Annotated in this window: 19 protein-coding genes; 9 read left to right on the top strand and 10 right to left on the bottom strand. The window is 69.2% G+C overall.

What is annotated here, in order from left to right:
- Positions 1-44 precede the first annotated feature (44 nt).
- Positions 45-377, top strand: coding sequence for an SHOCT domain-containing protein (locus ABZS54_RS27290; protein WP_355541445.1), 333 nt, complete (start codon positions 45-47; stop codon positions 375-377).
- Positions 378-1,189: 812 nt separating this feature from the next.
- On the opposite strand, the gene ABZS54_RS27285 is transcribed toward ABZS54_RS27290, so the two are convergent.
- On the bottom strand, positions 1,190-2,125 hold the full coding sequence (locus ABZS54_RS27285; RefSeq protein ID WP_355541442.1) for a LysR family transcriptional regulator: 936 nt from the start codon (positions 2,123-2,125) through the stop codon (positions 1,190-1,192).
- Positions 2,126-2,396: 271 nt separating this feature from the next.
- Here ABZS54_RS27285 and ABZS54_RS27280 point away from each other — a divergent pair, with 271 nt between their 5' ends.
- From ABZS54_RS27280 to ABZS54_RS27265, 4 genes are all read left to right on the top strand, one after another.
- Positions 2,397-3,272, top strand: coding sequence for an alpha/beta hydrolase (locus ABZS54_RS27280; RefSeq protein WP_355541439.1), 876 nt, complete (start codon positions 2,397-2,399; stop codon positions 3,270-3,272).
- Positions 3,269-3,874, top strand: coding sequence for a flavodoxin family protein (locus tag ABZS54_RS27275; protein ID WP_355541436.1), 606 nt, complete (start codon positions 3,269-3,271; stop codon positions 3,872-3,874). The genes ABZS54_RS27280 and ABZS54_RS27275 overlap by 4 nt, the downstream gene beginning before the upstream one ends.
- 62 nt (positions 3,875-3,936) lie before the next feature.
- Positions 3,937-5,127: a multidrug effflux MFS transporter gene (locus ABZS54_RS27270; protein ID WP_355541433.1), complete on the top strand. Its 1,191-nt coding sequence runs from the start codon at positions 3,937-3,939 to the stop codon at positions 5,125-5,127.
- A gap of 513 nt (positions 5,128-5,640) precedes the next feature.
- Positions 5,641-5,916 (top strand): hypothetical protein, encoded by a 276-nt coding sequence (locus tag ABZS54_RS27265; protein ID WP_355541430.1) that lies wholly within the window; start codon positions 5,641-5,643, stop codon positions 5,914-5,916.
- Positions 5,917-6,003: 87 nt separating this feature from the next.
- On the opposite strand, the gene ABZS54_RS27260 is transcribed toward ABZS54_RS27265, so the two are convergent.
- From ABZS54_RS27260 to ABZS54_RS27225, 8 genes are all read right to left on the bottom strand, one after another.
- Complete coding sequence (locus tag ABZS54_RS27260) at positions 6,004-7,230, bottom strand: hypothetical protein (protein ID WP_355541427.1); 1,227 nt, start codon at positions 7,228-7,230, stop codon at positions 6,004-6,006.
- On the bottom strand, positions 7,227-10,202 hold the full coding sequence (locus ABZS54_RS27255) for an AAA domain-containing protein (protein WP_355541424.1): 2,976 nt from the start codon (positions 10,200-10,202) through the stop codon (positions 7,227-7,229). Before ABZS54_RS27255 ends, ABZS54_RS27260 begins: the two co-directional genes overlap by 4 nt.
- Before the next feature lie 37 nt (positions 10,203-10,239).
- Positions 10,240-11,850, bottom strand: a complete 1,611-nt coding sequence (locus tag ABZS54_RS27250; protein ID WP_355541421.1) for a trypsin-like peptidase domain-containing protein — start codon at positions 11,848-11,850, stop codon at positions 10,240-10,242.
- Positions 11,851-11,905: 55 nt separating this feature from the next.
- On the bottom strand, positions 11,906-12,205 hold the full coding sequence (locus ABZS54_RS27245; RefSeq protein WP_355541418.1) for a trypco2 family protein: 300 nt from the start codon (positions 12,203-12,205) through the stop codon (positions 11,906-11,908).
- Between the two features lie 737 nt (positions 12,206-12,942).
- The gene (locus tag ABZS54_RS27240; protein WP_355541415.1) at positions 12,943-13,233 is read right to left on the bottom strand and encodes a hypothetical protein; all 291 of its coding nucleotides are present in this window, start codon (positions 13,231-13,233) and stop codon (positions 12,943-12,945) included.
- Positions 13,234-13,564: 331 nt separating this feature from the next.
- Complete coding sequence (locus ABZS54_RS27235; RefSeq protein ID WP_355541412.1) at positions 13,565-13,849, bottom strand: hypothetical protein; 285 nt, start codon at positions 13,847-13,849, stop codon at positions 13,565-13,567.
- Between the two features lie 130 nt (positions 13,850-13,979).
- Positions 13,980-14,222 carry a hypothetical protein gene (locus ABZS54_RS27230; RefSeq protein ID WP_355541409.1) on the bottom strand — a complete coding sequence of 81 codons (243 nt, stop codon included), beginning with the start codon at positions 14,220-14,222 and terminating at the stop codon, positions 13,980-13,982.
- 38 nt (positions 14,223-14,260) lie between these two features.
- Positions 14,261-14,479: a hypothetical protein gene (locus ABZS54_RS27225; protein ID WP_355541406.1), complete on the bottom strand. Its 219-nt coding sequence runs from the start codon at positions 14,477-14,479 to the stop codon at positions 14,261-14,263.
- 198 nt (positions 14,480-14,677) lie between these two features.
- Here ABZS54_RS27225 and ABZS54_RS27220 point away from each other — a divergent pair, with 198 nt between their 5' ends.
- Positions 14,678-14,914 (top strand): hypothetical protein, encoded by a 237-nt coding sequence (locus tag ABZS54_RS27220; protein ID WP_355541403.1) that lies wholly within the window; start codon positions 14,678-14,680, stop codon positions 14,912-14,914.
- 432 nt (positions 14,915-15,346) lie between these two features.
- On the opposite strand, the gene ABZS54_RS27215 is transcribed toward ABZS54_RS27220, so the two are convergent.
- Positions 15,347-16,906, bottom strand: coding sequence for a serine/threonine-protein kinase (locus tag ABZS54_RS27215; protein ID WP_355541400.1), 1,560 nt, complete (start codon positions 16,904-16,906; stop codon positions 15,347-15,349).
- A 128-nt stretch (positions 16,907-17,034) separates the two neighbouring features.
- Here ABZS54_RS27215 and ABZS54_RS27210 point away from each other — a divergent pair, with 128 nt between their 5' ends.
- The 3 genes from ABZS54_RS27210 to ABZS54_RS27200 all read left to right on the top strand — a co-directional run bounded on the left by ABZS54_RS27210 (position 17,035) and on the right by ABZS54_RS27200 (position 20,208).
- Positions 17,035-18,108, top strand: a complete 1,074-nt coding sequence (locus ABZS54_RS27210; RefSeq protein ID WP_355541397.1) for a MerR family transcriptional regulator — start codon at positions 17,035-17,037, stop codon at positions 18,106-18,108.
- 41 nt (positions 18,109-18,149) lie between these two features.
- A complete protein-coding gene (locus tag ABZS54_RS27205; protein WP_355541394.1) occupies positions 18,150-18,803 on the top strand; it encodes a hypothetical protein in 654 nt (217 codons plus the stop codon).
- 238 nt (positions 18,804-19,041) lie between these two features.
- Positions 19,042-20,208: an IS630 family transposase gene (locus tag ABZS54_RS27200; protein ID WP_355541391.1), complete on the top strand. Its 1,167-nt coding sequence runs from the start codon at positions 19,042-19,044 to the stop codon at positions 20,206-20,208.
- Positions 20,209-20,301: the final 93 nt, after the last annotated feature.

The raw sequence follows: 20,301 nt of genomic DNA, 5'->3' as shown, positions 1-20,301 counted from the left end.
ATCCCTCCCGACCACTTTTGTCGAACCCCCCGAGGAGAATCGGCATGCCAGGCCTTCTTCGCAGGATCGCCCGCACCACCGTGATCGCCGGGACCGCCACCGCGGTCAACCGAGTCTCCCGACGGCAGGCCGGCCGCTGGGCCCAGCAGGACGCAGAGCAAGCTGCACCTCAGCCCGCCTACCAAGCTGCGCCCGCCCCGCCGGCACCGGCCGGCAAAACGAGCAGCAGGATCGCCCAGCTCAAGGATCTGGGCGAGCTCAAAGACCAAGGCGTACTCGGCAAAAGCGAGTTCGAGGCCCAGAAGGCCAGGATCCTCGGCTCCTTGACCACCATGTCGCACCAGTTCATGGACGAACTCGGCGCGACCGTCTCATGAACGGCACCGTTCGGCGCCCAAGTCACGTTTAACGATGGCACCATCGTTCTGTCCTCCCGATCGACCGTCGCGGGCTTGGGGACCACGTGGGGACCACACGTCATGCACAGAAACACACGAATCAGGTGGAACAGCACGGCCGTTCGTGCACGTGCAGGCCTCTGACCAGCAAAAACCCTTGACTTGCCCAACTGGGGGTCAAGGGGTCGCAGGTTCAAATCCTGTCGTCCCGACCAGCGTTTTACGCAGGTCGGAGGTCGTCTTCTCAGAATCGAGAAGGCGGCCTTTTCCGCGTTCTGGGGTGTGGTGGTCTCAGTGTGGTCGCACGACCGGCCGCTCGGCTTTGGGACTCACGAGCGATCGGCCCGCGATCGCAGCCGTGCAGAGCGGTTTGAACAGGTCGCGCAGCCAAGCCGGGTAGTCGCGATGTGGTCGCAACCGATTCGGCGGGTTCCTCGCCACGTCCACTCTCTCGGCACCGGCGAGGGCTTCCTTCGATGGCGTCGACGGCACCGTGGGCGGCCTGCCGGGTCAGATGGGCGCAGATGTTCGCCGTCGTTGACAACGTCGAGTGCCGCACGCGTAAACCTGCGGCCACGTGGGCCACGTTGGCGCTGTGGACGGTGAATGCCCCACCACGCGCCGCATCCGGGCACACTTCGTCACAACAACGGGCGAGGGATCTGTCACCGGCGCAAAAGGCCGGCTACATCGGCGGATCATGTCGCGGCGACCTGGTCCTGGCCGGACGCTCCGGCGGCGCCGGGTGGTGATCCCGTGCCGGGCGGACCGCCCGGACGCCCCCGAAAGGTTCAGGAAGGTTCGGGGCCCGCTGCGGCCTGCTGCGCGCCGGGTGGCTGGGGTACGGCGGACACGGTCGCGTCCACGAAGGCGCGGATGCGCTCGTCGTCGTCGTCACGGGTGCGCCACAGCAGGGCAAAGTCCATCGGCGGCATGTCGGGGGCCGGTACGTACACGAGGTCGGGGCGGCCGTAGAACTGCATCAACTGGGCGTCGCCCATGGCGATCATGCGGCCGGCGGCGACCATCGCGAGGGCTTCCGCGTAGGTGGCGACCGGTTCCGGCGACCGCTGGATGCGGCGGCCGGTGGGCGTGTGGCGCGGTGCATGATAGTCGACTGCGTAGTCCGGGAACGAGGAGACGGCCGTTGGGAAGGTTTCGTCCGCCAGCTCCTCGAACGCCACCGACTCACGGCCCGCGAAGCGGTGGTCGGCCGACACCACGACATAGCGGTCCTGGCGACTGACGACCGGGCCGATGGTGATGTCTGGTTCGTTGACCGGCAGCGACATGAGCAGGACGTCGGCGCTGCCGTCGCGCAGCTGCGACACGAAGTGGTGGACCTGCGTCTCGACCACGCGCACCGAGCACTCGGGGTTGTCCGCGATGAACCGCTCGCGGCCCCGGCTGACCAGGCTGCCGGCCAGGACGCTCATGAAGCCGACCGTCAGTGCGCCGGTGATCCCGTGCCGGGCCAGCCGCGCCCGATGCATCGCCTGTTGGATCCCCTCCTGGTGCGGGCGCAGGTCGTCACGCAGTTTGCCGCCGACGTCCGTGAGCACCACGCGCCGGCTGGTCCGCTCGAAGAGCTCCACGTCCAGGCTCCGCTCGATCTTCTTGACGGTCTTGCTGACCAGTCCCGTGGAGATGTGCAGGCGCTCCGCCGTACGGCCGAAGTGCAGTTCTTCGGCGAGGACCAGGAAGATCTCGATCTCTTGACGCTCCATACGGCCCCATCCCCCGCAGCACCACAGGTGCCGGTTTACGCAGTTTGATCGATGTCCGACCTGACCCGAACGATTCCGGACGGTGCATGATCCTGGCATACCGTTGAAGGGCGCTCAACGGTGCGTTCCTCCAAGCGCCGGCCCACCTGCGGCGACGACATCGCATCGTTGACCCAGAGGCAACATCCGTTGTCCGATCTCGCGTTGTTCGCGATTCCCCGGAGCCCGATTCTTAGGTCGCACGAGAAATCATGAGATCGAGGAATTCCCCATGGCCCTGGCGTCTTTTCCCGACGTGGCACACCGCTACGTCGATGTCGGCGACACCCGCGTCTTCTATCGCGAAGCGGGTCCCGCCGATGCTCCCGTGCTGCTTCTGCTGCACGGTTTTCCGTCCGCCTCTCACCAGTTCCGCCGGCTGATCGACGCACTCGGCACCCGGTACCGGCTGATAGCACCGGACTATCCCGGATTCGGCCACAGCGACGATCCCGACCGGACCGCGTCGCGGTATTCGTTCGAACGGATCACGGACACCGTCGAAGGATTCTGCCTGGCTCTCGCTCTCGACCGATTCGTGGCCTACCTGTTCGATTTCGGCGGACCGGTGGGACTGCGGCTGGCCGCCCGGCGCCCCGAATGGTTCGCCGGCCTGGTCGTCCAGAATGCCAATGCCTACGACGAGGGCCTGAGCGATCTCGCCCGCGGGATGGCGGCGAACCGGCTCGGTGTCGAGGGAGCCGAGGACCGGGTGCGGGAGATCCTGGTCCTGCCCGTGACGCGCAGCCAGTACGAGGGCGGCGCCGCGGACCCGGCCCGGATCGCCCCGGACGGCTGGACGCTCGACCAGCACTTTCTCGATCTGCCCGGGCGCAAGGAGATCCAGGTCGACCTGGCCTTGGACTACCACACCAATATCGAACGCTATCCCGCATGGCAGCAGTGGCTGCGCGAGAATCAGCCGCCGACGCTGATCCTGTGGGGCCGCGACGACGCATTCTTCCCCGAGGCCGGCGCCCACGCCTATCTCCAGGACCTGCCCGCCGCCGAGGTCCACGTATTCGACACCGGTCACTTCGCCCTTGAGGAAAAGCTCCCCGAGATCGCTCCTCTCATCGCCGATTTCCTCGACCGGAACGGGAAATGACCATGACCTCAGTCGCCATCGCCTACTTCAGCGGCTACGGCCACACCGCACGCTTCGCCGAAGCCGTACGGGACGGTGCCGCCTCGGTCTCCGGAACCGCGGTCCACCTCGTCGCCGTCGACACCGTCACCGACGAACAGTGGCAGCTGCTCGACGCTGCCGACGCGATCGTCTTCGGCTCCCCCACGTATCTGGGCGACGTCGCGGCCAGGTTCAAGCTGTTCATGGAGCAGTCCAGCGGCCGATGGAAGAACCAGCTGTGGGCGGACAAGCTCGCCGCGGGCTTCGTCAACTCGGGCGCCAAGTCCGGCGACAAGCTGCACGCGCTCCAGACGTTGTCGCTGTACGCCGCGCAGCACAGCATGCTCTGGGTCAGCCTCGGCCTGCTGCCGGGCTGGAACTCCAGCCAGGCTTCCGAGTTCGATCTGAACCGCCTCGGAGTGTGGCTGGGCGCCGCCGCCCAGTCGAACGGCGACGAGGGGCCGGAGGCCGCACACCCCTCCGACCTGGCCACCGCCGAACACCTGGGTCGTCGGGTCGCGGAACAGGCCGCCCGCACCGCCCCCGCCGCCGTACCCGCTTCCGTCCCTGCCCTGGTCTGACGACCGATCCCCCGCCGCGTCCAGCCGCGCGGACGCGGCGGGGGCCTGCCCCTGGAGCCGTCATGACCGTGGCCGCAGAACCCCGGACCACCGTGCCGCGAGCCCCCGTGCCCCGACTCGCCCTCATCCTCGGGTCGCTCTCCGCACTCGGCCCGTTGTCGATCGACCTGTACCTGCCCGCCCTGCCCGAACTGGGCCGCGACCTGCACTCCGACGCGTCCGCAGTCCAACTCACGCTGACCGCCTGCCTCGTCGGCCTCGCCCTCGGCCAGGCCGCGGTCGGACCGCCGAGCGACCGGTACGGCCGGCGGCTCCCGCTCCGGATCGGCGTCGTGGCGTACACGCTCGGTTCCCTGCTGTGCGTCGCGGCTCCCTCGCTGCCGCTGCTGATCGCCGCCCGGCTGCTCCAAGGCCTGGCGGGCGGCGCGGCGATCGTCATCGCCCGAGCCGTCGTCCGCGACCTGTACGAAGGAGCCGCCGCGGCCCGCCTCTTCGCCGCCCTGACGCAGATCAGCGGCATCGCCCCGGTCCTGTCCCCGCTGGCCGGCGGCCTGCTCTTGCACGTCATGCCCTGGCGCGGCCTCTTCGTGGTCATTGCGATCGCCGGTGCGGTGCTGGTCGCGGCGATCTGGCGGCTGCCCGAGACGGCGTCGGCGCCGTCGACCGCACCGATGCTGCGTACCGTCGCCGCCGTGGCCCGGGACCGCGACTTCACCCGGTACATGCTCGCGGGCGGGCTGTCCTTCGCGGCGATGTTCGCGTACATCGCCGGCTCGCCGTTCGTCCTCCAGGATCTCCACGGGCTGAGCGAACTGCAGTTCGCCGTGGTCTTCGCCGTGAACGGCACGGGGATCATCCTGACCGGCCTCCTCGCGGCCCGCCAGGACCGCTTCGGCCCCCGCGTACTCCTCGCCGCGGGCCTCGCGCTGTCGGCGGCCGGCGGCCTCCTGATCCTGGCCACCGTGCTGTGCGGGTTCGGCCTGTGGCCTTTGCTGGCCGGCTTCTTCGCCGTCGTATCCTCGATCGGGTTGACAATGTCGAATAGCGTCGCCTTGGCCTTGGACCGCTGCGAACCCGCCACCGCCGGCACCGCTTCGGCATTGCTCGGCCTCTCGCAGTTCGTCATCGGCGGCCTGGCCGCCCCACTGGCCGGCCTCGGCGCATCCACCGACGCCCTTGCGTTGGCCGTCACCATCGCAGCTCTGACGGCCGCCGCTCCTCTGGCACTCGCCCGCCGCCCAACCGCACTCTGACCCGTACCGGCCCCCTCCCGCCCGGCGGCGCTGTGGGTAGATCCGCCTCGCTGGATCTCATCCGGCGGGGCGGAGTGGACCTCACGGGTGAATACATCTGGTGCCAGGCGGACGTGGTTGACATCGGCGCCCGCGCTGCCCGACGCGGCTTCCGGAGCGCGGTCGACCGCGATGTCGCGGTGCCCACCGCACGGGGACAGGCGGACACTCGCCCGTCTGGTGGTGCATCCGCCTGCTTCGCCACACCTGACATCGGCGTCGCCCGGAGGAGCGACCTTCTGGAATCGGTGATGGCGTCAGCCCGCGAACCCTGTTTGCCCGCGACCACGCCGCACCGACATCGGCACGACCGACGGACAACCCGACGCTTCCGGGCGGCGCACCCTCGGACGCGGTCCCGGTGTTGGATCCGGTGCCCTCCCCGTCGACGTTCCTGCGCGCGACCCGCCGGAACCTGACCGCGGGGAGCGGGCCGGCCACCGCAAAGGCCCCGAAGCCGCCCGCGCTCTGGACGTGTTCGCCAAACGCCCCCGCACCTGGCGCAACCACGTCCGGGAGGCCCACCACGTCCAAGCGCCGCTGCGCGTCGACGCCGACGGCGACCTCGTCCACCCGTACATCACGTGGTTCATCGACTGCGCGACGAAAGCGATCACCGGCGTCGAGGTCACGACGGCTCATCTCCGGCAGATGTTCACGTTCCATGAAGAAGCCGATCCAGGCCCAGTGCTCCCGAAGCTGCGACGGCGCGCCACGTATCGGAGATGTGACGACCATGGGGAGCTTTGACCTGTGTCGATCACTGGAAGTGATCTTCCGTCGTTCGTGCTTGAGTGCGGCCGGCCGCCGCACGCCAGGACGCCTGGACGACTTGCCTCAGTGGGCCGCGAGTTCGTCCAGTCGCGCGGCCAGGTCGCCGCGGGCGTACAGGTGTGCCAAGCGATGGAGTTCCGCCCGATCGGTGCCGTTGAGGTCCAATTGTTCGGCGATCCGCGCGAGGCGATCGTCCACGTCGTCGCGGCTGGGACGACTGCGCGCGCCGAGGTACTCGTCCATCCGCTCGACCAAGGCTCGGCGCCTGGTTCCCGGGTCCGCGCACCACAGTTGGAAGAGACACCCCGAATGTCGCATGAACGAGCCGACCTTGGTGAGTGTGAAGGACGCGTTCGGGCCGAAGGACTCGGGAGGTAAGGTAGCGCGCCACCCCCCGCGGTCGAGTGCCTCCGGGCCTGTGGCAAAGGGGTGCTTCTCACGCATCCATACCTGGGCGCGCTCGGGATCAGCCTGCTCCGACGCCACTGCGGACACGATCTCGACTGTCTCCTGCACCATCGCGCTCAGATCCGGGTCGGCTTCGTCGCCCGCCTGGCCGTACACGAGATGGCGTAGCCGACCGCCCGGACCGCCCTCCCACCCGCGCACGATGTAGACCGGCAGGAAGACCATTTCCTCGCCGAGGCTTTGGGGCTGGTCGATCCGGGCGGGCAGGTTGTAGCGGTCGCGTTCCGGGCTCGCGCTCAACCGGGCGAGCGCGTCCCGGGCGAACCCGTGCGTGCTCACGAGCAGGGTGAATCGTTGCCCGTTCCGGCCGGCGTGGGCGGCGTCGAGTTCGCTGCCGGACAGCAGGGTCACCGGATCGCCCGCGTAGTAGCGCCGAGTCAGCGGCCGCGACCCGAACGCGTCGAAGTACAGCCTGCGCCGATCCCCGCGCGTCACCACGTAGCGGGTTCCCGCGCGCACCGATCGACGACCGAGTTCGGTGAGTTCCACAGTGTTCCCGGTGCGGACGACATGGTCGATCGCGACCAGCGAGCGCAACGCACGATCCACCAACACCGCGTCGAGGCCGAGGAATCGAGCCAGGCTGTGGACCGTATCCAGGTGGCCTTCGTCGATGGCGCGTTCAAGGTAGTGGTCGATCAGGTCGTAGGGCTTCCCTTCGGTCACGGTGGCCCGGATTTCGACGGACCACACCGGGAGCAGCACCGGGAATACACCGGTGGGCGCGATGCCTTCGACGAACGCCGCATGCTCGACCGCGCGCGTCTCCGGGTATGGGATCAGCCACTTCGGTGTGGCCTGCGCTCGGGATCGGGTACTCACGCCCGCCTCCAGTCCGTGTCGAAGTCGGCCAACCGTTTCCGCACGTCGAGGTACTGCAGAATCTCGCCCCGGGCCACGAGGTGCACCCGCAGCGCCTCCGCGAGCTTGCGGAACTCCGGATCATCAGCGTTTCCGATGGTCTCGGCGTCACCGACGAGGACAAGTTGCCGCTTGACCCGGGTGAACGCAACGTTGATCCGGCGCAGTTCACGCAGGAAGCCCACGTTGCCTTTCGGGTTGCTTCGGGTAAAGCCGTACAGGATCACATCGCGTTCGCCGCCCTGGAACGAGTCGACGGTGCCGACATTGTGCCGAGCGACGTCGAGATCGCCGATCCGGCCCGCCAAGGCGCGCGTGATCAGGTCCACTTGCGCGCGATAAGGCACGATGATCGCCCATTCGGCGCCTCGGCGGTGGTAGAAACACGCCAATTCGACCAGGAGTTCGCCCTCGGTCGCGTTGCTGGAGCCGGGGATGTTCCCGTCCTCCGCGGTGCCACCGGACTGCTCGTACCGCCGGCCCGGTGGCAGTCTCGCGGTGTCCACGAACACCATAGGGGCGGTGAAGAGCGGGTCCCGGTGCTCGTGGTGGACCGCAGCAGTGTGCAGGTTGCCGCCGTAGAACCTCTCGGAGATGAAGCCGCAGACCTCGGCCGGCATCCGGCGCTGGCGGGTGAGTTGCACGACGTGGCTGCGGGGCAGGCCGGCCAGGAGCAGTTCGAGGGCACTCTTCGCGAGCAGGTCCCGGGTCTCCTCGTCGGCATCGGCGCCCCATCTCTCGACGTCCGTGTCCAGGAAGGGCGGAAGTTGGCGCTCGTCGCCGACCAGGACCCCGCGCTTCGCCCGGACCAGGGGTACCAGCACGTCGGCGACGCCGATCTGTCCGGCCTCGTCGACGATCGCGAGGTCGAAGTCGAGCTCGGCGAGTTCCGGCCGGGAGGCCACGCCGATACAAGTCGCGGCGATCACGTCCGCGTAACGGATCAGTTCCGGGTGCAGTTGGTCGGTCTCGCCGCTGACGGCCTCGTGCCATTGCTCGCGCAGGTGTGCCCGCGCGGCGATCAGCGGCATGTGCGCGTGCAGCCACGCGCACAGTTCGCCGAGCCTGCGCCCGCTCGGGTCCGGGTCGGTTGGGTCGTAGGGCGGCGTCAGTCCCTCCGCCGGGCCGAGCGCCGCGCACGTCTCGCGGGCCGCGACCCGAGCGCCGTCGTGGGCCGCCTGCCGCTCCTGCCGGGTGGCCGCGAGCACGGCCACGGCGGCACGCACCGTCGGGGCGGCGTCGGCCTCCGCGAGGGCAGCGCGTTCGGCGACATCGAGTTCGGCCCGGGCGTCGGCGACGACCGCGTCGAGCTCCGCGGCCCGAACGAACAGCGCGTCCAGCCGCGCGCGCAGCCTGCGGGCGCGACGCGCAAAGAGGCCCCCGAGCATCGGCATACCGGCGCGCGAGGCGACCTTGTCGTGTCGTCGGACGCGAGTCTCGATGTGCCCACGGTGTCCCTCCGCCGCGTCGCGCGCCAAGGCGAGCCGGTCGGTCCACGCAACCGCGGCGTCGCGCGCCGGTCCGCCGACCGCACGGCGCTTCACGTCGAGATCCGCACGGGCTCGGGCCGCCTGTTCGGTCAGTGTCGCGAGCTCATCCACGCACAGCGAGAGTTGGTCGGCCCAAGGCGCGGCGTTTTCGGGATCCGTGCACGCGTCCGGCGCGTTCGCGGTGCGGCCGAGGATCTCGCCACGCAGGTCGGCGATCTGGCGGTCGAGAAGGTACGGCTTGCCCTCTGCGGTGACGCTGTTCTCGTGGCCCACGCGCACGATCACGAGTTCGCGAGGCAGCCGGGCCAGCACGTTGTCCACCGCGCGATGTGTATGCGACGTGACCAGAATGCGCTGGGGCGGCGCCGCAATTGCGCTGGATCGTACGATCTCGCTGATCGTCCGTGTCTTGCCGGTCCCCGGAGGGCCGAGCACGATGAGCAGGTCGGGAACGGTCAACGCTTTTTGGTAGGCCGTGAGTTGGTCGGGATCGAGCGGCTCGGCAGGCCGTGTGTCGGCCGCCCGAAACGGCTGCACCCGGCGCTCGGTGAGCACGGGCAGGAGCGCCGCATTGGCTTCCTGACCGGTCCGCAGCCGGGCGACCGCTTCACGCTGTTTGCGGTAGACGACATTGGTCGGGGTCACCTCCAGTTCCCCCTGGGGCACGAGGTCGTCCCACGCGACGGGCTCGTCGAAGCGCACGGTCGCGACCTCGTGGCCGCCCTCGGCGACGACCCGGACAACTTGACCGCGCCGCTCCGACCCACCTCGCAGTTGGACGAAGGTGCCTTCCTGGGGAGTCCGCCCGCCGGCGAGGTGGAATCGGTACACCGCCCGGGTGCCCTGTCGTCGCTCGCCGGTCGCACTTACGTCGCGGTACGGGAACGGCGGGGCGGCGCGCGTCTTCTCGCTGTCGATCCGCTCGGTGGCGTCGATCAGCCGGTCGAGGGTTTCCAGCAGGCGCGTCGACCGGGCCGTTGGGGTGGGCACGCCATGGGCGGTGGAGTGCGCCGCGAGCAGCCTGGTCCATTCGGCGTCGAGGCGGGGCCAGTGCGCGTCGGAATGGGTCGGGATCTGTCGTGGCTCGTGCACCGACCGCCAGAGTGGCGGGCGTACGCGGAGGTAGCGGTCGGCGAGCCGGCGGTGGTCGGCGATACGCAGCGGGTATATCCCGGCGATCGTGTATCCGTCGCGGCGCCGGGTGGGGAACAGGCGTACGACGTAGGAGGGTCCGAACAAGACCATGCTCTTGTCGGTGCTGCCGGACCTGGGTTCGTCGAGGGCGGCCGGCACTCCGTCGGTGCGGCCGTTCAGGTAGTCGATCAGCGCGCGGAGGTCGACGGGAACGTGCGGATTACTCGCTTGCCGACGCAGTTGTCCGTCCAGCGTCTTTCCCGGGACCAGCGTGACGGCCCCGGGTAGTTCAACGAGGTGGATCGGCATGGGTGCTCCTCTACTCCTTCGTTCCGGCGGAGCGTCGTCAGGCGAGTTCGTCTCGGACGGCGGTCAAGGCTGCGGCGAACTCCCCGATGTCCGGACGGGATCGCGGGTCGGCCGCCAGACCCTGCACCAGGGCTCGACCGAGCGATGCCGGCAGGTCCGGCCCGAGGATCGCCCCGGGCGTGGGGGCGATCGGGTTCGGTGCCCGGCCCGTCACCAGGTGGTACGCGATCGCGGCGAGCCGGTACACGTCCGTGTGCGGCCCGGGCGTGCCCGATCCGCGGCGTCGGCTCTGCTCGGGAGCCGGGTGTCCGACCGGTGCTTCGCCCGATCTGGGCTCCCTCACGGCGAGGCCCAGGTCACGAAGCACGAGTCGACCGTCGTCGAGCGCGATGATGCCGTTCGCGGCGAGCCGACGATGACCGATCCCTCGACGGTGCAGCGGTGCCAAGGTCGCGCAGAGTCCGCCCAGGCCCGCGAGCAGGCGTGCGGTCCGCCAGGGGTCCACAGGCGCGGCCCATGCGCCACACACCTCGGCGAGCGTCTCGCCGGGGCCGCCACCAAGGCGGGCCGGCGGCCAACCCAGCACCAGGGTCGACGTGCCGCGTCCGCCGGTCACCGCGATCGGTATCGGCAGACCCGGGATGGGACCGAGCTCGTCGATCAGGCCGTACTCGGCGGCGAGTTCGCGCAGTGCGGTACGCGCGTCGGGCCCGTCGGTGCGGGCGTCGACACGGTGCAGCCACACGTATCCCCCGGCCGAGGAACGTCCTTGGCCCCGAGTCAGGCACAGTCCCCGGGCCCGGCGCACGTGTACCGAGCGGACGGCGCAGAACGCGTCGTCCAGGTGCTCGCTGTGCAGCAGATATCGATGCCCTTCCACATCGACCTCCGTGCCGCCGTGCCAACCGGCGGCCGGCCTCGGGGGTGTGGCGGCGTCGCTCGTGGCGACCACGATTCTCGCGGACGCCGGGGAGGGGTTCGGCGTTCGCCCGGGACCGGGTGGAACCGGTACGCATGGCAGCCGGTCAGGGTGGAGGGAGGTGCCGAGGAGGTCTTCCAACGCCGCCACGCGCGCCGCGTCGACTCCGTCCGCCCACCGCTCGGCCGACACGGCGGCCAGGGTGCCCAACCCGTCCGGGCGATGGTGTCGGCTGACGATGCCGACGACGTGTCCGGCGACCCATACCAGCGCACCGGACATGCCTTCCCAGGGTGACGCCCTGGGATCCACGTCGCGGTCGGGCGGGGTCACGGCGATCGACAGGGTGCCCTCGCGACGATTCGAGAGCGGGGCGAGCGTGCCGAACGCGTCGCACATGTCCCGGTACCGGGATCCGTCCCGTGGGTCCGCTCGCAGCTTGAACCGAGGGAAGCCCACCGCTCGGCATTCGTAAGGGAGTTCGTGCCCATCGAGACGACCGAATCGCACCGGTGGCCGGTCCTCGCCCGGCACGAGCAGCACGGCCACGTCGGTCCGTTCGTCGGCCCACGCCGGCTCGCCGACCAGCTCGCGCGCGCCGGGCCGATCCGCGTCGAAGCGCACCCGCACCGCCACCGCTCCGGCGATCACATGAGCAGCCGTCAGCACCCGCCCGGGTCCGATCAGGTAACCCGATCCACGCCGACCGCCCCCGTCGCCCAGGGCCACGATGATCTCCGCAACCCGCCCAGGCGTCACTCCCGCCTGCATTGCCATCGCGTGGTCAGCGCTCTCCGTGGGCCTGCTCTCCGGAGATGAGCGGTGGTGCGTTCGTACCTGCCAGTCTCGGCTGGAGGGTGAGCGAGATCTGTTGAGTGTGCTCCTGGCCCCGTCGGCCCTGCGCGTCTGCCTCGACCACCCAAAAGCGCACCTTGGCACCGGCACCGGCCTCGCGGGTGACCGTGACGGTGGCGGTGATCTCGACCGGCCCCAACTCGAAGCGCAGGCGTTCGCCCGCGCCATGCTCCATCGCGTCGGTCAACTCGCGCCGTAGATCACGGATCATCTCCGCAAGCTCGATCACTTCGCACCCTTCCCCCGATGACGCACTGATCCCCGTACCCACGCACGAGCCTGACGAGCGAGTTACCACTGCCCGTTCTCCCGGATTGGGACCCTCGGCCTCCACCGGTCCGCCGCCACGTGCAACGAAGAGACTACACATGGTGCCGAGACGAGCGCACACGCCGAAGCCGCCACACCCCGAGCGGCCGGCAACGCGAGGAAGGCGCACCGGTCGCCGCCGAGGCGTGACCCAGTGGGACCGCGTCATACCGGCGGCCCGTCCCGCCGCGCGGAGCCTCGCGGACCCAATGGGCCGACTGTGGGGCGGACTTCGCCGCAGATTCCGCACCATGGGCCTCATCGCCGATCGTCATGAGCAGAGGTTACGAGACCGTCCGACAGCTCTGTCTCCTCAACTCAACCGGACGGCGCATGCGCGGGCGGTCCTGCGTGACGAACTGCGTGACAACGGCGGCGTACGTCACCGAACGTGCACGAACCTGATGGGACTCGTTCCGAAAGCGTCGCCAACGCCGAGACGGACGCCGCCACCGACCACACCGCCGGAGGACCTTCACATGGCCTGTTGCGTCATGACCACCCGCGTCCGCCGACAGCCGGCCCTGGGCCGACAAGGGCGACGGATGCCGAGCCAATTGGCGGGGCTGACAGGCGTGTCCATGACGAGTGAGGCCCAGAGGCGCGTACCGTCGCCGCCTGGGAAGGTCCGGCACCGCAGCACTCCTCACGGCGCCTTCACCGTCGGGACGGCAGCACGCCCCCGGCCGAAGACGCGGCGACCACGTCCGTGAACTGACCACGGCCTCGCTCGGCGAGACGCCCGAGGTGTACGAGCTGGGCGTCCTGGGCGTCCTGATCGCCGTGCTTCACTGCGTCGCGCAGGGCATCGCGGGCTGCCAGGATTTCCTTGCGGAGCGACGTCGGGTATGAGTCCTGCTCGGCCAAGCGGATGGTGAGGATCGCGGTGTGGATCGCCGGATCGACTCCGGTGCAGAGGTCCTCGGCCTGTTCCGCGGCAGCTCGCATCTTCTCGACGTCCATGGCCCTGCGCGCGTCCCCCACCGCTTCGCCGGCCTTCCGCAGCCTCTCCAGGAGCGGCAGCGGTAGCAGCCCACGCCCGTACCGGGCGACGACGTTTACTCGAGCCCCGGCACTCCGAGTCTGTTCACACACCTCCAATGTGTCGCGGGCCGAGTCGAGCACTCCGTCCAAGGAACGGCCCAGGGGTTCGCCCCTGCCGAGGGCACCAGGTCCGCCATGGCATCGGTCAGGGCGTCGCGCTCTGCGGAGGTGACCTCCTTGTCCCAGGTCTTCAGGAAATCCACGTAGCGGTAATGGAGTTCGTACGCCTTCCGACTCACGACGGCGAGCACTCGGGTGCGGTTGAGCCGTGCAATCCGGACAGGTCTGCGGCGCAGACAGCGCAGCCGGCACTGCCTTCGGGGGCGGGCACGTGGCAGCCCGGACAGTCCACCGTCGGGGCGCCTAGGAGCGAAGTGGCGCAGTCCGGGCAGGCGTCGGCGGTGGCGGGGATGCGCTCGGTGGTGCAGGTCACGGCGGGGCAGTCGAGGGTGTCGAGCAGGCCGGCTTCCACGGCCGCCCCGTGGGCGACGGCCAGCATGGGGTCCACAACATGCGACACGGTTCCGTCACCGAAAAGGCTCGCAGTCGGGCCTCGGCCTCGTCCCGCTTGCGTGACAGCGCCTCGACTCGGCGGCGCAGTTTGTCGCACTCGGACAGGGGGCCAGTGATGGCGGCCGGGGAGGAACTGTTCACATGCATTCCTCGGAAGCGCGATCGGGAAGGGGTGGGGTGAGCATTTCGGCGACGACGGCGTCGACGACGCTGCGGGAGTTCTGGTCGGCCCGGCGGATGCGCTCGGTCTGTACCGGATCGCGCCGAGCCGCGGTTTGCGCCTGCGCTGCCTGTTTGCGGAGCAACGGAGGACGGGCGCCAAGCGGAGTGCCGGGCACGAGTTCGTGCAGTGTGGGGCCGAACCAGGGTATGGAAGGCAACTCGGGACTCTCGCCGTCCGGGACGGCCGGGCCGTCGGTCAAAAGAGGGTTTCCTGTCCGGTGGGCTCCCCGCTGACGCCGACGCGAGTCCGGTCCGCGACGTCGGCGGCCGCAGTGAGGAGTTTCACGCGGCGCTTCGCTCCGGCACGCGTGTCTTTGTCCGCAGCGCGTTCGGCCTCCTCCAGCAGGAGTTCAACGAGCTTCTCGTCGACGAATTCCTGGTCATACGGGCCCGCGTGGTCGTCGTAGTGGAGCATCTTGCACACGGCGGACCGCGCTTGGTCGGTACGCCCACGCACCGCTGCTGTGACTGCCTTCTCCGCGTAGTGATCGCCGAGCCACCTCCGGGCGAATGCACACTCCGGATCGCGCCGGAGCAGGTCCCGTACCTCGCGGACACGGAGCTTCCCGTCCGGCTGAGCCCCGTCGAATGTCCGGCACAAATCCACCCGCAGATGGTCGTCGAGCCCGGCCCGGGCGTCCTCGTCTCCAGGCGACACGGACAAGGCCCGGGCGAACCGCTTCCTGAGCGCGAAACGCACATCCTCGCCGGCGCCCCGGCCGGCTCGTCGGCCGCGTACGTGGCGTGGAAGGGCTGGTTCTGGTACGCCCAGTGGTACACCACGGTCGAACCCGGGCTGGCCGAACCCAACGGCGGGCGGCCCTGGCGGCGGTTGGGGGCGACGCCCTGAACGGCGTGAGTAGCGTCTGACGTCGAGTCAGGCGGCAACAAGAGGCCCGGGTCGGAGTGCTTCCGACCCGGGCCCTTCGCCGTTCTCCCGCTCCGCCGGGCGCAGTTCAGCCGGCCGCGCGGGTGTGCACCCGGTCGGCGAAGCGGCGCAGGGCGGCGGTGTCGTCGGGGATGAACAAGGGCTCCGGCCGGTTTGGTGGTCGGAGCAGATACGCCTGAAGGGCCGCAGCGAGTACCAGTGGGCGTCCACCCTCCCGGATGCCGGCGAGCGCGCGTCGGCCCGTCGGGTGGCCGGCAGCGGTGCCGCGAAGCGTAGGTACTGGTTGTAGCCGACCTTGGCCGGCGAGATACCACCCATGACGACCGCCGTCGTCGGCACCCACAGGTTCATCAGCCTGAGTGGCGGTTGTCCAAGGGGGAACGGCCCGGTCGGTCAGCGTCGTCGGATGATCGGCCGGGGAAGCAGCACGCCGATCCCGCATGCCACGACCATCCACAACGCGTAGGCCACGAGGAACGAGGGCACGGCGCCGACGCCGCGGCCGAGCGCGAGGACAAGACCGCATTGGACGGCGTTGACCGCGGCAACGCTGGAGGCGTAGCTCTCCAGTCCGCCATCGCGGTGCGTCACGGATCGGATCACGCTGTGGACGGGATACGAACAGCCGACCAGCACGGGCCCAGTGGTTATCGACGCAACGAGAGCCCACCACCAGGGAATCGACGGCCAGAACAACAGGATTCCGCCGACCAGGGCGGCGAGGGCGAGATAGACGAGGATGTCCAGGTGGTCGTCGTCACCGGTCTGCGGGTCCTCAAGACTGGCGATGCCGAGCACGGACATCAGGACCAGGGCCGTGGTTGCGCCGAGCGTAGTTGCCCAGGTGGTCGACCAGTTCGCGAGGAACGCCGCTTGGAGTCCGACCAGTGTCCCGCCCGCAGCACCCGCGCGCGTACCCGGCCAACCGGGTCGCTTGGGCCGTTTCTTGCTCTCGACAGCGTCATCGGAAGCTGCCTTTGCGGGGTCGGGCCGCGGCGTCGGCGTGGCCCGGGGCGGGGTATTGCGCTTGGTCGGCCTGGGCCTGGGCCTGGGTTCTGTGAGGGGTAGGTGCACGGGGACGGAACGGGCGGGTGTGGGCGGTTCGGCGATGGCCCGTAGGCGTCGGCATACTTCGTCGGCGCCTACCGGGCGGTCGTCCGGGGCCTTGGCGAGCAGGTCGAGCACGAGGCGGGTCAGGGCCGTGGGGATCTCGACGCGGCGTTCCTGCGGGGTTCGGGGCTGTTCGTTCATGTGCTTGACCAGGACGGACCAGTGAGGGCCCTCGAACGGAACGACCCCTGTGAGGAGTTCGTACATCACACACCCCAGGGAGTACAGGTCGCTGCGCGCGTCCAGACCCGAGTCGCCGCGTATCTGTTCCGGCGACATGTAGGCCGGGGTGCCGATCGCGTGTCCCGTCGCCGTCAGCGAGGCGCTGCCGGTGAACTCCGCCAGGCGAGCGATGCCGAAGTCGAGCAGGATCACTGTTCCCGACTCGGACAGCAGGATGTTCGCCGGTTTGAGGTCGCGGTGGGTGATTCCTGCGTCGTGGGCGGCCTGCAGGCCGACACAGATTTGCCCACTCCAGTCGACGACATCGGAGATGCGGGACGGGCCCTTCCCTGCCGGCGGCCCGAGCGGACGGCCGCGGACCAGCTCCATGACCAGGTATCCCAACACCTGTCCGTCCACGTCTGCCTCACCCACGTCATGGACGGTCACCACGTGGGGACTGGACAGACGACCCACGGCTCGGGCCTCGCGCTCGAAACGTTCCGCGTGGCCCGAATCACCGCTGACCGGGACCAGTTTGACGGCCACCGGCCGGTCGAACCGCTCGTCCACGGCACGCCAGACCTCGCCCATGCCACCCGCACCCAGCGGTACATCCAGACGGTAGCGTCCCGCTATCCGTTTACCACGCAACGTGTCCCCCGATCGCCCGCAGCACACCCTAGTGGTCGGCTCCGGAAGTCCTTCGGGGGTTGACGCTGAGGAAGCTCCCGTGCCTGGTGGTGGCGTGGAACGCGGCCGAAGAGCGAGTTGACCTTCAAGTTGGATGAACGTCGACAATCGGGGCCATGGACGGCACCACGGAACTACTGAGCATCAGCGCCTTCGCGCGGCGGGTCGGTCTCGCTCCGAGCGCCCTGCGTTTCTACGACGACTGCCGCGTTCTGCGGCCGGCGTGGGTTGATGGGGCGACGGGATACCGCTTCTACAGTCCTGCTCAGGAGGCCCGTGCCGCTCTCCTGCGCAGTCTGCGAGAAGCGGGACTGCCGCTGGCTGAGGTCACCGTGGTGCTCGACGGGCCCGAGCGCGAGGGCCGAGAGGTGCTGGAGCGGCACTTGGAGAGGATGCGGGACCAGACGCAGACGGCCAAGGCCGCCATCGCCGTGGTTCTGCGTTCCCTCTCGACTGCGGGCAGCATGACGGAAGCGCGAATCGGCGGCGTGGAGTTGGCCAGTGCGGTACGCCAGGTGGTGCCGGCCGCGGCTTCGGACGTGGAACTCCCTGCGCTGGGTTGCGTCCTCATCGAGATCGATGACGGCGAGGTTCGTCTGGTGGCTACCGATCGTTATCGCCTGTCGATGCGCGTCCTGAGGCCGGCGGCACTCGACGGAGGGCCCTGCCGCCTGCTGGTACACGCGGCTGACCTGATCGAGTTCGGGCAATGGGCGGCGCGAGTCCACGAGGTCACCATCCAGGTCGGACCGGACGGCGCCCGAGCACGCAGTACGTCAGAGTCCCGTGTCCTGGTGACGGTCGATGACCTGTTCCCTGCCTACCGCGAGATGCTCTCGGCCCTGGCCCCGCCCGAATACCGCGTGATCGTGGATCGTCTGGCCCTTCGTGACGCGGTCAACAGCCACGGCGACGCTGCACGCGTCGCTCTGGGCTTCGCCGACGACGCGTTGGTCGTCTCTCTTGCCGATCACTCCAACGCCGCCATCCTTCCTGCGGTCTGCCATGAAGATCTGCCCCAGCGGATCGGTTTCGATCCCGCCGTCCTGGCTCCCGCTCTGGAGGCCAGTGTCGGGCCCGACGTTCTGTTGGAGATCTCCGCCGTAGATCGGCCTGTCGTGGTGCGTTCCGCAGACCAGGGCAGCTTCACCACGCTGGTCATGCCCGTCGCCCTCAGCACCTCCAGCTGATTCTTCCTCAACACCGCACCATCATTCACCTCAGGAGAACCGTGACCGATCCCGAGAACATCGTCGTGCAGCTGTGCGCGCAGGGTATGCAGGCCGAGACCGAAGGACGAGATGTCCGAGCGCGGGAGCTGTTCCTTCAAGCGTGGGAGGCGGCCGAGGACGACTACGACGCGTGCATCGCCGCGCACTATCTCGCCCGGCACCAGCCGACCCCGCAGGAGACTCTGCGTTGGAACCAGGAGTGCCTGACCCGGGCCGACAAGGTCGGCGACGAACGTGTCCGCGGCTTCTACGCCTCACTTCACGCCAATATGGCCCGAGCCCACAGGGACCTGGGCCAGATCGAGCGGGCCCGCGAACACTTCGAGTCCGCCGCCAAGCACATCGACGACGTCCCAGCCGGCCCCCACCAGCAATGGCTCCGCTACCGCATCGCCGCAGGACTGCGTGCCACCGCTCCGGCCGCACCACAGCAGCACGAAGACCCCGTCGGTGAACTCCTCCCCAAGCTCTGCGCGCGCACGGACCTCGAAGCCCTGAGCCTGCTGCTGCCCCCGTACATGGGAAGCCTCGGCACACCCAAGGACGAGGAGGGCATCACCACCGCCCTACGCATGCTCCACGCCGAGCGTCGCCTTCCCGACGAAGAGCAGACCGCCCTCAGCCACGCGATCAAGGTCCGGTCCGCCGCGTGAGCGCCCTCGGCCCTCGGTGACACGCGAGACACGCGCGCAGGCCACCGGCCGCCTTCCTGGGCGCCGACGAACCTTCAACGATCATGACGGCCCTCCGACCTCACGGTCGGAGGGCCGTCATACGTGCCAGTCACTACCCGCTCTTCCTACCTCCTTGAAGATCCAACGAAGTGGAAGGAAGAGCGGTCGAAATCACTCACGTCTATCAGCCTGCCGCAGGATCCAGGGGGACAGGTACTTGCCCATACGCGCCGCCGTGGCAGTGGTGCTGACCGCCGCCGAGCGCCACCGACTGAAGAAGATGGCTTACGGTCACAAGACTCCACACCAAGCCCGGCAGCGTGCCGCAGTCGTCCTCCTCGCGGCACGTGGCCGGGGTAATGCCAGGATCGCTGCCGAGACCCACCTGCACGTGGACACGGTCAGGACCTGGCGCGGCCGGTTCGCCCACGGCGGGCTGCCAGCCCTGGCCGACCGCAAGCGTTCAGGACGCCCCGCCCGGTTCACTCCTGTGCAGGTCGCTGAGGCCAAGGCACTGGCCTGCCAGTTACCCGCCGAGACAGGCGTACCACTGTCGCGCTGGTCCTGCCCCGAACTGGCCGCCGAGCTGACTGCGCGCGGGATCACCGACACCGTCTCCGCGTCCACGGTGCGCCGCTGGTTGCGCGAGGACGCGCTCAAGCCCTGGCAGTACCGGTCCTGGATCTTCATCCGCGACCCGGACTTCCGCGCCAAGGCCCAGCATGTCCTGGACCTCTACGACCGCACGTTCGAGGGTGCCCCGCTGGGCGAGGACGAGTACGTCCTCTCCGGCGACGAGAAGACCTCCGTCCAGGCCCGCTGCCGCTGCCATCCCACCCTGGCCCCGGGCCGGGCCCGGGCGATGCGCGTCAACCACGAGTACGGCCGCGGCGGCGCGCTGGCCTACCTGGCCGCCTACGACGTCCACCGCGCGAAGGTCTTCGGCCGCTGCGAGCCAAAGACCGGCATCGTCCCCTTCATGAACCTGGTCACCCAGGTCATGACAACCGAGCCCTACACGAGCGCCAAACGCGTCTACTGGATCGTCGACAACGGCTCCTCCCACCGGGGGAAGAAGGCCATCGACCGTCTCACCAAGGCGTTTCCGAACGCGGTCATGGCCCACACCCCCGTGCACGCCTCCTGGTTGAACCAGGTGGAGATCTTCTTCTCCGTCGTGCAGCGCAAGGTCGTCCAACCCAACGACTTCACCGACCTTGCCCAGGTCGGGGACCGACTCCGAGCATTCGAAGACCGCTACAACGCCACGGCACAGCCGTTCCAGTGGAGGTTCACCACCGCCGACCTGGACGATCTGCTGGCCAGGCTCGACCGGCACACCGCCGATCACCCAGAAGAATCCTCCGTCGCGCTGGCAGCATGATCACCCCCGAAGGACTTCCGAAGCCGACCACTTACAGTAGTGGTCGACGCTGGAAGTCCTTCGGGGCTTGACTCCCGCTGTTGTTGTGTGCAA

The sequence above is a fragment of the Embleya sp. NPDC005575 genome, from assembly GCF_040605455.1.
Classification (GTDB): domain Bacteria; phylum Actinomycetota; class Actinomycetes; order Streptomycetales; family Streptomycetaceae; genus Embleya.
Note: the sequence above shows the minus strand (reverse complement) of the source record. Positions and strands in the feature narration are given on the sequence as shown.